The organism is Streptomyces sp. NPDC102406 (genome assembly GCF_044765725.1).
Taxonomy (GTDB): domain Bacteria; phylum Actinomycetota; class Actinomycetes; order Streptomycetales; family Streptomycetaceae; genus Streptomyces.
Window position 1 is genome coordinate 165,782 of sequence record NZ_JBIWKP010000008.1, and the last position, 12,582, is coordinate 178,363.

The window sequence follows — 12,582 nt, forward strand, 5'->3', positions numbered from 1 at the left end:
CGTGCCGGGCTCACACCGCGTCGGCGGCCTCGGCCCTGCGGCGCGCGGCGACCCGCTCCTTCGACGGCCAGCGCACGTCCGAAGCCCAGCCCAACTGCTCGAACCAGCGGATCAGCCGCGCCGAGGAGTCGAGCTGGCCGCGCAGCACCCCGTGGCGCGCCGACGTCGGATCGGCGTGGTGCAGGTTGTGCCAGGACTCGCCGCAGGACAGGACGGCCAGCCACCACACATTGCCCGAACGATCCCGGGACTTGAAGGGCCGCTTGCCCACCGCGTGACAGATCGAGTTGATCGACCAGGTCACGTGGTGCAACAGAGCCACCCGCACGAGCGACCCCCAGAAGAACGCCGTGAACGCGCCCCACCACGACATCGTCACCAGACCACCGATCAGCGGCGGCAGGAACAGCGACACCGCCGTCCACAGCACGAACTGGCGCGAGACCGCCCGCAACACCGGGTCCTTGATCAGATCAGGGGCGTACTTCTCCTGCGAGGTCTGCTCCTCGTCGAACATCCAGCCCATGTGCGCCCACCACAGGCCCTTCAGCAGGGCCGGCACCGTCTCCCCGTACCGCCACGGCGAATGCGGGTCGCCCTCCGCGTCGGAGAACTTGTGGTGCTTGCGGTGATCCGCGACCCAGCGCACCAGCGGCCCCTCGACCGCCATCGAACCGGCGACGGCCAACGCGATGCGCAACGGACGCTTCGCCTTGAAGGACCCGTGCGTGAAATGGCGGTGGAAACCGATCGTGATGCCGTGGCAACCCAGATAGTAGAAAAAGACAAGCAACCCGAGATCGAGCCAGCTCACCCCCCAGCCCCAGGCCAGCGGCACCGCCGCGACCAGGGCCAGGAACGGCACGACGATGAACAGCAGCAGCGTGATCTGCTCCACGGACCGCTTGCGCTCACCGCCCAGCGTCGCCGGTGCCGCCCGGTTCGGGTCCGTACTGGAGGAGGGTCCGGACGCCCCCTCCGGGGCGTTCTCGATCACATCGGAATGTGTGGTCATGGAAAGTCCCCTGTATGTCGAGGGTCAAGAAGGTTGTGGGGGTCTGGAGGGCGGATGGGATGTGTGGGGGAGTGGGGGAGATCGGTCGATCGGGGGCCGGAGGGGTTGAGACGGGTCGCGACGGGTGAGGAGACCGACGGAGATCCACGGACGACGTACCCGCACCTCCAGGTCCCTACGGTTCCGTAACTTACGGGGTCGTAGGCACAGCAGCGCGTAACCGGACGCCACGAGGCCCCGGGCGGTGCCGAGAGCGCGGGCACATATCCTTGGAAACGGTCGGACAGCGCGGTCCGCTCTGAATCTCCACCCGGGACTCCTACCCGGTTCCGGGGACTCCTCCCTCCAGACGAGCTTCACCACTGCAAGGAGCCGCACCTGTGAGCAGTGCCGACGAATCGACCGTTGCGACGAGAACCAGCCCCGAGCTGCGCGCCGACATCCGCCGCCTCGGCGACCTGCTGGGCGAGACCCTCGTCCGCCAGGAGGGGCCCGAACTCCTCGAACTCGTCGAGAAGGTCCGCCGCCTGACGCGCGAGGACGGCGAGGCCGCCGCCGAGCTGCTGCGCGGTACCGAGCTGGAGACGGCCGCCAAGCTGGTCCGCGCCTTCTCCACCTACTTCCACCTCGCCAACGTCACCGAGCAGGTGCACCGCGGCCGCGAACTGCGCGCCAAGCGCGCCGCCGAGGGCAGCCTCCTCGCCCGCACCGCGGACCGCCTCAAGGACGCCGACCCCGACCACCTGCGCGAGACCGTACGCAACCTCAACGTGCGCCCCGTCTTCACCGCACACCCCACCGAGGCCGCCCGCCGCTCCGTCCTCAACAAGCTGCGCCGCATCGCCACGCTCCTGGAGACCCCGGTCCTGGAGACCGACCGCCGCCGCTACGACACCCGCCTCGCCGAGAACATCGACCTGGTGTGGCAGACCGACGAGCTGCGCGTCGTACGCCCCGAGGTCACCGACGAGTCCCGCAACGCGATCTACTACCTCGACGAACTGCACGCCGGCGCCGTCGGCGACGTACTGGAGGACCTCACCGCCGAACTGGAACGCGTCGGCGTCGCCCTCCCCGACGAGACCCGCCCCCTCACCTTCGGCACCTGGATCGGCGGCGACCGCGACGGCAACCCCAACGTCACCCCCCAGGTGACCTGGGACGTCCTGATCCTCCAGCACGAGCACGGCATCAACGACGCGCTCGACCTCATCGACGAACTGCGCGGCTTCCTCTCCAACTCGATCCGCTACACCGGCGCCACCGAGGAACTGCTCGCCTCCCTCCAGGACGACCTGGAGCGCCTGCCCGAGATCAGCCCCCGCTACAAGCGGCTCAACGCCGAGGAGCCCTACCGGCTCAAGGCCACCGCGATCCGGCAGAAGCTCGAGAACACCAAGGAACGGCTCGCCAGGAACACCCCGCACGTCGAGGGCCGCGACTACCTCGGCACCGCCGAACTCCTCCGCGACCTCACCCTCATCCAGACCTCCCTGCGCGAACACCGCGGCGGCCTCTTCGCCGACGGCCGCATGAACCGCACGATCCGCACCCTCGCCGCGTTCGGCCTCCAGCTCGCCACCATGGACGTACGCGAACACGCCGACGCCCACCACCACGCCCTCGGCCAGCTCTTCGACCGCCTCGGCGAGGAATCGTGGCGCTACGCCGACATGCCCCGCGACTACCGCGGCAAGCTCCTCGCCAAGGAACTCAGGTCCCGGCGCCCGCTCGCCCCGACCCCCGCCCCGCTCGACGCGGCCGGCGAGAAGACCCTCGGCGTCTTCCACACCGTCGCCAAGGCCCTCGACGTGTTCGGGCCCGAGGTCATCGAGTCGTACATCATCTCCATGTGCCAGGGCGCCGACGACGTCTTCGCCGCGGCCGTCCTCGCCCGCGAGGCAGGACTCATCGACCTGCACGCCGGCTGGGCCAAAATCGGCATCGTGCCGCTCCTGGAGACCACCGACGAACTCAAGGCCGCCGACACCATCCTCGAAGACATGCTCTCCGACCCCTCCTACCGGCGCCTCGTCGCGCTCAACGGAGACGTCCAAGAGGTCATGCTCGGCTACTCCGACTCCTCCAAGTTCGGCGGCATCACCACCTCCCAGTGGGAGATCCACCGCGCCCAGCGCCGCCTGCGCGACGTCGCCCACCGCTACGGCGTCCGCCTGCGCCTCTTCCACGGCCGCGGCGGCACCGTCGGCCGCGGCGGCGGCCCCTCGCACGACGCCATCCTCGCCCAGCCCTGGGGAACCCTGGAGGGCGAGATCAAGGTGACCGAACAGGGCGAAGTCATCTCCGACAAGTACCTCGTGCCGTCCCTGGCCCGCGAGAACCTCGAACTGACCGTCGCGGCCACCCTCCAGGCCTCCGCCCTGCACACCGCGCCCCGCCAGTCCGACGAGGCACTCGCCCGCTGGGACGCCGCCATGGACGTGATGAGCGACGCCGCGCACGCCGCCTACCGCAAGCTCGTCGAGGACCCGGACCTGCCGACGTACTTCGTCGCGTCGACGCCGGTCGACCAGCTCGCCGACCTGCACCTCGGCTCCCGGCCCTCACGCCGCCCCGGCTCCGGCGTCTCCCTCGACGGCCTGCGCGCCATCCCCTGGGTCTTCGGCTGGACCCAGTCACGGCAGATCGTGCCCGGCTGGTACGGCGTCGGCTCCGGCCTCAAGGCACTGCGCGAAGCGGGCCTCGACTCCATGCTCGACGAGATGCACGAACAGTGGCACTTCTTCAAGAACTTCATCTCCAACGTCGAGATGACGCTCGCCAAGACCGACCTGCGCATCGCCCGCCACTACGTCGACACCCTCGTCCCCGACAACCTCAAGCACGTCTTCACCGACATCGAGGCCGAACACGAACTGACCGTACGGGAAGTGCTGCGCGTCACCGGCGAGAGCGAACTCCTGGACGCCCACCCGGTGCTCAAGCAGACCTTCGACATCCGCGACGCCTACCTCGACCCGATCTCCTACCTCCAGGTCGCCCTCCTCAAGCGCCAGCGCGACGCCGCCGCGGCCGGCCAGGAACCGGACCCGACCCTCGCTCGCGCCCTGCTCCTCACCGTGAACGGCGTGGCCGCGGGACTGCGCAACACCGGCTGACCCGTCGCTAGCCGCTGACGGCGACGAACGCCGCCGTCAGCAGCACGAGACCGGCGCCCGACGTGATCCACGCCAGGCGCCGGTTCAGCATCCCGCCCGCCAGAACGATCGACGCGAGCAGCAGCGCACCGCCCAGCGGCACGAACGCGGTGAAGAACCCGGCCGCCCCCGAACGCACGGCCTGCCGACTGCTCGGCTTGACGACCACAGCGATGCGGGCGCCCTTCTTCACACCGACCGAGCGCCGCATCCACACGTCCGCGTCACCGCGCGCCGAGACCAGCGGCCCGCTGCACCTGCTGCCCGCGCACCGTTCGACCAGCAGCTCACCGTGCGCGCGCCCCTTGGGGAACATCACGTGCTGCGCGGCGCCCCACGACGCCCAGAACCCCGCCACCACCAGAAGCAGGGCGACGGCCAACGCCGCGACCCGCCGGTACATCGACACAGACGCCGCTGAAGCCATGGCCGTGATCTTTGGCCATGGATACGCGTACGGTCAACTCCCGGAAGAGTTCAAGAGGTGACAGGGTTCAAGAGGTGACAGGGTTCAGGAGTCGACAGGCTCAGGAGTCGACAGGCTCAGGAGTTGACAGGCTCAGGAGTTGTACGTCGACTGCGCCCGCTCCAGACCCTCGATGACGAGCGCCTCCACCGCGTCGGCCGCCCGGTCCACGAAATAGTCCAGCTCCTTGCGCTCCGCCGACGAGAAGTCCTTCAACACGAAATCCGCGACCTGCATCCGCCCCGGCGGCCGACCGATCCCGAACCGCACCCGGTGATAGTCCGAGCCCATCGCCTTGGTCATCGACTTCAGCCCGTTGTGCCCGTTGTCCCCGCCACCCAGCTTCAGCCGCAGCACCCCGTAGTCGATGTCCAGCTCGTCATGGACGGCCACGATGTGCTCCGTGGGCACCTTGTAGAAGTCCCGCAACGCCGTCACCGGCCCACCGGAGACGTTCATGTACGACATCGGCTTCGCCAGGATCACCCGCCGGTTCGCGGGCCCGGGCGGACCGATCCGGCCCTCCACGACCTGGGCCTGCCCCTTCGTCGCCCGCTTGAACTTGGCACCCATCCGCCGCGCCAGCAGATCCGCCACCATGAAACCGACGTTGTGCCGGTTCATCGCGTACTCGGGACCGGGATTGCCGAGCCCGGCGATCAGCCAGGGAGCGTTGTCGTCGGACATGCGATTCCTCCGCTAGAGATAGCTGTACGGGGTGGCGGACCATGCCCACCACCCCGTACACCAGGTCAGACGACGAAGGCTCAGGCCTCCGCGGCCGCGTCGCCCTCGGCCTCGGCGGAAGGCTCCTCGGCCTGCGCGGAGAGGACCTGAAGCACAACGGCGTCACCGTCGACGGCCAGCGTGGTGCCGGACGGCAGCGTGATGTCCTTGGCGTACACCGCGTCACCGGAGTCCAGGCCCGCCACGGAAACCGTGACCGACTCGGGGATGTGCGTCGCCTCGGTCTCGACCGACAGCGTGTTCATCACGTGCTCAAGCAGGTTCGCACCGGCCGCCAGCTCACCCTCGACAACGATCGGGAGATCGACGGTGACCTTCTCGCCCAGCTTCACCAGAAGCAGGTCGACGTGCTCCAGGAAGCCCTTCAGCGGGTCACGCTGCACGGCCTTCGGGATGGCGAGCTGCTTCGTGCCATTGAGCTCCAGGGCCAGCAGGACGTTCGGCGTACGCAGGGCGAGCAGCAGCTCGTGGCCCGGCAGCGTGACGTGGATCGGGTCACCACCGTGACCGTAGACGACACCGGGAACCTTGTTCTCGCGGCGGATGCGGCGGGCGGCACCCTTGCCGAACTCCGAACGGACCTCAGTGGCGAGCTTGACCTCGGACATGCGCTCTCAACTCCTCGTAGAACTGGGAAAAACCAGAGAAAAAATGGTCACCCGGCCACGAACGGCCTGCTACGAAGAGCGCGTCGATAACGGAGCACCGCACAAAAAAGTACGGCCTCCCTCGCCGAGCAACTTCAGCAGTCTACTCGGCGAGCAAGGCCGTACCCAAATGGATCTTTACGCCTCACCCTCGAAGAGGCTGGTCACCGAACCGTCCTCGAAGACCTCACGCACCGCGGAGGCGATCGTCGGAGCGATCGACAAAACCGTGATCTTGTCGAGCTCCAACTCGTTCGGCGTCGGCAGCGTGTTCGTGAAGACGAACTCGCTCACCTTCGAGTTCTTCAGCCGGTCCGCCGCCGGACCCGACAGCACACCATGCGTCGCCGTCACTATGACGTCCTCGGCCCCATGCGCGAACAGCGCGTCCGCGGCGGCACAGATCGTGCCACCCGTGTCGATCATGTCGTCGACCAGCACACAGACCCGGCCCTCCACATCACCGACGACCTCGTGCACCGTGACCTGATTGGCGACATCCTTGTCGCGGCGCTTGTGCACGATCGCCAACGGCGCGCCGAGACGATCGCACCAGCGGTCAGCGACGCGCACGCGCCCGGCGTCGGGGGAGACGACGGTCAGCTTGGAGCGATCCACCTTCGCGCCCACGTAGTCCGCCAGGATCGGCAACGCGAACAGATGGTCCACCGGACCGTCGAAGAAGCCCTGGATCTGATCCGTGTGCAGATCGACCGTGAGAATCCGGTCAGCACCCGCGGTCTTCATCAGATCCGCGATCAGCCGCGCCGAAATAGGTTCACGACCACGGTGCTTCTTGTCCTGCCGCGCGTAACCGTAGAACGGCACGATGACAGTGATGGAGCGGGCCGACGCACGCTTCAGCGCGTCGATCATGATGAGCTGCTCCATGATCCACTTGTTGATCGGAGCCGTGTGGCTCTGGATCAGGAAGCAGTCGGCACCGCGAGCGGACTCCTGGTAGCGGACGTAGATCTCACCGTTGGCGAAATCGAAAGCCTTCGTCGGAACGATCCCGACACCGAGCTGGTGTGCGATCTCCTCCGCAAGCTCGGGGTGGGCGCGGCCAGAGAAGAACATCATCTTCTTCTCGCCCTGCGTCTTAAGCCCGGTCACAGCACTAGTCTCCTCAGACGAGTTCGTCCGCCGCAGCTGCCCGCGCGTCCCTATAGCAGCGAGCCAGGCGAATCGTGAGCATCTATCACGGTACGCCGTGTCGGACGCACCTGTTTCCGGTCAGCCTTCGCTGCCCGGCTCCCGCGACGCCGCCTCCGCCGCCTTCGCGGCCGCGCTCCCCGGACGCTTCCGGGCGACCCAACCCTCGATATTCCTTTGCTGGCCACGGGCCACGGCCAGCGAACCCGCGGGCACATCCTTCGTGATCACCGACCCGGCAGCGGTGTACGCACCGTCCCCGACAGTGACAGGAGCCACAAACATGTTGTCCGAACCCGTCTTGCAGTGAGACCCCACCGTCGTGTGGTGCTTGGCCTCCCCGTCGTAGTTCACGAACACGCTCGCCGCACCGATGTTGGAGAAGTCACCGATCGTCGCATCCCCCACGTACGACAGATGCGGCACCTTCGTACCCTCACCGATCGTCGCGTTCTTCGTCTCGACATACGTACCGATCTTGGCCTTGACACCGAGGCGCGTACCGGGACGCAGGTAGGCGAACGGCCCGACGGACGCCTGCGGGCCGATCTCGGCCTCATTGGCGACCGTGTTGTCCACCCGGGCACCGGCACCCACCGCGGTGTCCGTGAGCCGCGTGTTCGGACCGACGACGCAGCCCTCACCCAGATGCGTCGCCCCGTGCAACTGCGTACCCGGCAGGATCGTCGCATCACGGTCGAACGTGACCGTCACATCGACGAACGTGCTGGCCGGATCGACGACCGTGACACCCTCCAGCATCGCGCGCTCCAACAGCCGGTCATTGAGGATGCGACGCGCCTCGGCGAGCTGCACACGGTTGTTGATACCCGCGATCTCCCGGTGGTCACGCGCCACGGACGCCCCCACCCGGTACCCGGCCCCACGCAGGATGCCGAGCACGTCCGTCAGGTACTCCTCGCCCTGGCTGTTGTCCGTACGCACCTTCTTCAAAGCGTCCGCGAGCAGCCGGCCGTCGAACGCGAAGACACCCGAGTTGATCTCGGTGATCGCGCGCTGGACCTCGGTGGCGTCCTTGTGCTCGACGATCGCCGTCACGGCGCCGGAGCCGGCGTCCCGGACGATGCGGCCGTAACCGGTGGCATCCGGCACGTCGGCGGTCAGCACGGTCACCGCGTTGCCGTCGGCGGAGTGCGTGGCGGTCAGCTCGGCCAGCGTCTCCCCGGTCAGCAGCGGGGTGTCACCGCACACCACCACGACAGTGCCGTCCAGCGCGCCCTCGGGGGCCAGCCCCTCAAGACCGACGCGCACGGCGTGACCCGTGCCGTTCTGCTCCGCCTGTACGGCGGTGCGGACCTCGGCGTCGACGGCGCCCAGATGCGCGGTGACCTTCTCGCGCTCGTGCCCCACCACCACGACGAGCTGCTCGGGGTCCAGCTCCCGCGCGGCGGCCAGCACATGGCCGACCAGCGACCGGCCGCAGAGTTCGTGCAGGACTTTGGGGGTGGCCGACTTCATACGGGTGCCCTCACCCGCTGCGAGAACGACGACGGCGGCCGGGCGGTTGGCGCTCACGGGGTGCCCTTCGGCTTCGAATGGGGTGGACATCCGCAGGATACCGGGGCGTTCGTGGGGGGAAACGGGGGCGGGGCCCGACCTATACAGGTCGAGCCCCGCACCAAGCGGCTCCCCCGCCAGGACTCGAACCCGGACAGATGGCACCAAAAGCCACAGTGCTGCCAATTACACCACGGGGGACCATTACGGCCTAAACCGGACATTACGTCAGGCTGTCGGCCGGGCTCCCAACACTATGCCGCACCAAGAGCCTTCGATGCGACGGTACAGGTCGGCTCCTTGGCGCACCCTGATGGCAAGGCAGCCGTGATACCCGTCTCCTACGTTTTTGCGGAGAGTCGCCGGGTTGTGCTTCTTGAGCACCGTTTTGCCGAGTCGGTCTTCCCCGATGCCGAGAACACCGGCCCAGTAGCGCTCGGCCGCGCCGACGTCGGCGGACTCGTGGATCATGACCCGGCAGTGCAGGCGCGCGCGGTCCACGCCCACAAGGTCCAGCCATGCGAGGAACACGGTGATCACGCCGGGATCGCTGTTCACGAACTCCACGATCTCGCGGCGGGTATGCGGTTTGTCCTTGGTTCCCTCGGCCCAGTAGAGGCTGACGCCCGCGAGGAAGAGTTCGCGGTCGGTGAGTTCTCCGACCGCGCGGGCCGCCGCCTGCTTGGTCGCTTCACGCTCCTCGTCCTGCCTGGCACGCAACTTCGCCAGGCCCGCATTCATCCGTGCCCGTTGCTCCTCGGGGGTGCAGCGGGGTTCAGGCGCGGGCAGGTCTCGAACCCAGAGCGAGACCGAACTCTTCGAACAGCCCAGTTCGGCCCGGATCTCGTTGTAGGTCCGGCCTTGGCCGCGCAGCTCGCGCGCACGTAGGCGTAGGTCGTCCTTCGCCCGCGGGCGTTTGGTCCATTCTGCGGGCGGCTCGCCCTGGACGAGACGACCCAGCAGCGCCCTATTGCGGATCCCGAGCTCATCGGAGATCTGGCTGAGGCTCAAACCGTCGCGGCGCAGCCCCACCGCCCGTTCTCGTAGGGCCTCGAATTCCGTGTACTTGCCTGTGGCGTGTGTCATAGGCAAAGGCTGTGGCGGAATGTGGGCGTCCGGGGCGGAATCCCGTGCAGGTCAGTAGTTCGAGTGATACCGGCGGGTTTCGGGTCTGTTCGAATCTGGGGTGTGGTGTAGGCCAGTAAGTAAAACTCGCCGGAAATCGGGCGGCGGCCGACCGTAGGCTGGGGGTATGACCACGACGGGGGAAGTTCACCGAGCCGCGGCCGGGGGGCCGTGGTGGTGGGAGCGGCGGCGCGGTGCCGCGCTGGACGGGGGGCTCGCGGCGGCGTCTGCCGTGGAGTGTGCGTTCGAGGGGGTGGCGTTCGCGCACAAGGCGGGTCTGCCGGTCTGGGCGGGGGTCCTTTTCGGCGTGCTGACCGGGGCGACGCTGGTGCTGCGGCGGCGCTGGCCGATCGCGGTGGTGCTGGTCTCGGTGGCGGTGACGCCGGCGCAGATGGGGATCATGCTCACGGTGGTGGGGCTGTACTCGCTGGCCGCCTCGGAGATGCCGCGCCGGATCATCGGGGCGCTGGCGGGGATGTCGTTCGTCGGGACGCTGATCGTGTCGGTGGTGCGGGCGCAGCAGGACATGGTGCACAGCGACCGGTTCCAGGTGGGTGGCTGGTTCGTGCCGTTCGTGGCGATCACCACGTCGTTGGGGGTGACGGCGCCGCCGTTGCTGTTGGGGCTGTACGTGGGGGCGCGGCGTCGTCTGATGGAGAGCCTGCGGGAGCGGAACGAGTCGTTGGAGCGGGAGTTGTCGTTGCTCGCGGAGCGGGCCGAGGAGCGGGCGGAGTGGGCGCGGGGTGAGGAGCGCACGCGGATCGCGCGGGAGATGCATGACGTGGTGGCGCATCGGGTGTCGTTGATGGTGGTGCATGCGGCGGCGTTGCAGGCGGTGGCGCGGAAGGATCCGGAGAAGGCGGTGCGCAACGCGGCGCTGGTGGGGGACATGGGTCGGCAGGCGTTGACGGAGTTGCGGGAGATGTTGGGGGTGTTGCGGGCGGGGGAGTCCGCGTCGAGGCCCGGCCGGAGCGTGGAGGTGCTGCCGCTCGCGGCGGTCGGGATGGCGGCGGCTGCGGCGGCGTCCCGGGCGGAGGCGGAGGCTGGGGCGGGGGACGGTCCGTGGTTGGCGGAGCTGGATGAGTTGGTGGGGCAGTCCCGGGAGGCGGGGATGGTGGTGGAGATGACGGTGGAGGGGGAGGCGCGGGAGTACGCGGCGGTGGTGGAGCAGACGGCGTACCGGGTGGTGCAGGAGGCGTTGACGAACGTGCACAAGCATGCGGCGGGGGCGAAGACGTATGTGCGTCTGGCGCATCGGGGTGCCGAGGTGGCGATGCAGGTGGAGAACGAGCCGCCGCCGGTGCCGTCGGACGCGTCGTCGGCGGGTCTGCCGTCGGGTGGGAACGGGTTGGTGGGGATGAAGGAGCGGGTGTCGGGTCTTGGCGGTGTCTTTGTGTCGGGGCCGACGGATGCGGGGGGTTATCGGGTGTCGGCGGTGTTGCCGGCGGCGTAGGGGGTCGTGGGTGTCGTCCTGGTGTGCTAGGCCGCTGCTCGGAGGCGGGGTGGCTGGACGCCGGTGACGAGGGTTTCCAGGGCGCGGTCGATGTCGGGGCCCAGGTACCAGTCGCCGCTGTGGTCGAGGGCGTAGACGCGGCCTTCGGTGTCGATCGCCAGCAGGGCTTCTGTGCCGGATTCGGCGCCGAGGGGGCTGACTTCGGTGTCGAGGGCGCGGCCGAGGTCGCCGAGGGTGCGGGCCATGTGGAGGCCGTGCAGGGGGTCGAGGTGGGGTTGGACGGGGGCGATCTGGCGGCCGGGTCCTGTGGGGGTGAGGTGGAGGCCGCCGAATTCGGCCCAGGCCTCGACCGCCGCGGGGAAGACGGCGTGTCGGTGGCCGGCGGGGGAGATGTGGGTGCGCAGGGCGTCGGCCCAGAACTCGGCCTGTTTGATGTCCCAGCGGCCGGGGCGCCAGCCGGCGGCGCGTAGTGCGGCGTCGACGGGCACGGTGAAGCGGGTGCTGGTGGTGCGGTCGGCCGGTGCGGGTTCGGTGCTCGGCATCAGGGGGCGGTCTCGCTCTCGGCTGAGTCTGCTGTCGGGTCCACCACGCGTACGCCGAAGTGGGCCGTCAGTGCGGCGCAGGCGCGGCAGGGGCGGGCGAAGCCGCCGTGCAGTGGGTCGCCGTCCTCGCGGATGCGCCGGGTGGTGAGTTTGGCGTGTTTGAGGGCTTTGCGGGCTTCGCTGGTCGTCATGGGTCTGCGTCGGGCGCGTTTGGACTTCTCGATGCGTTCGGCGTCGCTGGCTGTGAGGTGGCGTGAGATGAGGATGGTTTCCGCGCAGCGTCCGGTGAACCGGTCGCGCTGGGCGCTGGTGAGTGTGTCCAGGAAGTCCTGGACCAGCGGGTGTAGAGCGGGTGCGATCTCGCTTCGGGCGGCGGTGGCTGTGAGCGTGTTGCCGCGTACGGACAGCGCGGCGGCGACGGCGGGCAGGATGCCGTCGCGTCGTCCGCGCAGTACGGGTACGTCGATGGGATCGGCGGCGCTCCAGCCGACGCGCGGGTCGTCGCCGGACGGCGCCTCCGTGGCTGTGGTCGGCTCTGCGGTACCGGTGTGCATGTGGTGCTTCCCCTCCTGCAATCCCCCGGGTTGCCTGCACAGAGTGCCAAATGGGGTGGCTGGTGTGGAAGCCGGTACCCGTCGACACGCCTGATCGTCACGGGGTGGTGACACGGGGGTGACTGCTGGTCATGGATCCGGAGGGCCGGTGACCGGTGTCGTACGACCGCATAGGCTGTCGTTGTCCGCGATCGATACGTGT

At 68.7% G+C, this 12,582-nt stretch carries 11 protein-coding genes and 1 tRNA gene; 2 read left to right on the forward strand and 10 right to left on the reverse strand.

All coding sequences use genetic code 11. The features are described from left to right. Positions 1 to 10 precede the first annotated feature (10 nt). Positions 11 to 1,015, reverse strand: coding sequence for an acyl-CoA desaturase (locus ACIRF8_RS28235; protein WP_404219107.1), 1,005 nt, complete (start codon positions 1,013 to 1,015; stop codon positions 11 to 13). A gap of 380 nt (positions 1,016 to 1,395) precedes the next feature. Here ACIRF8_RS28235 and ppc point away from each other — a divergent pair, with 380 nt between their 5' ends. Next, positions 1,396 to 4,134, forward strand: a complete 2,739-nt coding sequence (ppc, locus tag ACIRF8_RS28240; RefSeq protein WP_404219109.1) for a phosphoenolpyruvate carboxylase — start codon at positions 1,396 to 1,398, stop codon at positions 4,132 to 4,134. Positions 4,135 to 4,141: 7 nt separating this feature from the next. Here ppc and ACIRF8_RS28245 read toward each other — a convergent pair whose 3' ends face one another. The 7 genes from ACIRF8_RS28245 to ACIRF8_RS28275 form a co-directional block, all read right to left on the reverse strand. Then, positions 4,142 to 4,600: a hypothetical protein gene (locus ACIRF8_RS28245; protein WP_404219111.1), complete on the reverse strand. Its 459-nt coding sequence runs from the start codon at positions 4,598 to 4,600 to the stop codon at positions 4,142 to 4,144. Between the two features lie 132 nt (positions 4,601 to 4,732). After that, the gene (gene pth, locus ACIRF8_RS28250) at positions 4,733 to 5,326 is read right to left on the reverse strand and encodes an aminoacyl-tRNA hydrolase (RefSeq protein WP_404219113.1); all 594 of its coding nucleotides are present in this window, start codon (positions 5,324 to 5,326) and stop codon (positions 4,733 to 4,735) included. A gap of 80 nt (positions 5,327 to 5,406) precedes the next feature. Further along, positions 5,407 to 5,994 carry a 50S ribosomal protein L25/general stress protein Ctc gene (locus tag ACIRF8_RS28255; RefSeq protein ID WP_404219115.1) on the reverse strand — a complete coding sequence of 196 codons (588 nt, stop codon included), beginning with the start codon at positions 5,992 to 5,994 and terminating at the stop codon, positions 5,407 to 5,409. A gap of 177 nt (positions 5,995 to 6,171) precedes the next feature. After that, the gene (locus ACIRF8_RS28260; protein ID WP_404219117.1) at positions 6,172 to 7,149 is read right to left on the reverse strand and encodes a ribose-phosphate diphosphokinase; all 978 of its coding nucleotides are present in this window, start codon (positions 7,147 to 7,149) and stop codon (positions 6,172 to 6,174) included. A gap of 120 nt (positions 7,150 to 7,269) precedes the next feature. After that, a complete protein-coding gene (gene glmU, locus ACIRF8_RS28265; protein WP_404219119.1) occupies positions 7,270 to 8,724 on the reverse strand; it encodes a bifunctional UDP-N-acetylglucosamine diphosphorylase/glucosamine-1-phosphate N-acetyltransferase GlmU in 1,455 nt (484 codons plus the stop codon). A gap of 111 nt (positions 8,725 to 8,835) precedes the next feature. Further along, positions 8,836 to 8,907 (reverse strand) — tRNA-Gln (locus ACIRF8_RS28270). 27 nt (positions 8,908 to 8,934) lie between these two features. Beyond that, the gene (locus ACIRF8_RS28275; RefSeq protein WP_404219121.1) at positions 8,935 to 9,792 is read right to left on the reverse strand and encodes a hypothetical protein; all 858 of its coding nucleotides are present in this window, start codon (positions 9,790 to 9,792) and stop codon (positions 8,935 to 8,937) included. 166 nt (positions 9,793 to 9,958) lie between these two features. Between ACIRF8_RS28275 and ACIRF8_RS28280 the strand changes: the two genes are divergently transcribed. Further along, a complete protein-coding gene (locus ACIRF8_RS28280; RefSeq protein ID WP_404219123.1) occupies positions 9,959 to 11,284 on the forward strand; it encodes a sensor histidine kinase in 1,326 nt (441 codons plus the stop codon). Positions 11,285 to 11,310: 26 nt separating this feature from the next. Here the strand turns inward: ACIRF8_RS28280 and ACIRF8_RS28285 are convergent, their stop codons facing one another. Together ACIRF8_RS28285 and ACIRF8_RS28290 are read right to left on the reverse strand one after the other, a co-directional pair. Beyond that, positions 11,311 to 11,826 carry an SUKH-3 domain-containing protein gene (locus ACIRF8_RS28285; RefSeq protein WP_404219125.1) on the reverse strand — a complete coding sequence of 172 codons (516 nt, stop codon included), beginning with the start codon at positions 11,824 to 11,826 and terminating at the stop codon, positions 11,311 to 11,313. Beyond that, positions 11,826 to 12,380: a YwqJ-related putative deaminase gene (locus ACIRF8_RS28290; RefSeq protein ID WP_404219127.1), complete on the reverse strand. Its 555-nt coding sequence runs from the start codon at positions 12,378 to 12,380 to the stop codon at positions 11,826 to 11,828. The genes ACIRF8_RS28285 and ACIRF8_RS28290 overlap by 1 nt, the downstream gene beginning before the upstream one ends. Between the last annotated feature and the right edge of the window lie 202 nt (positions 12,381 to 12,582).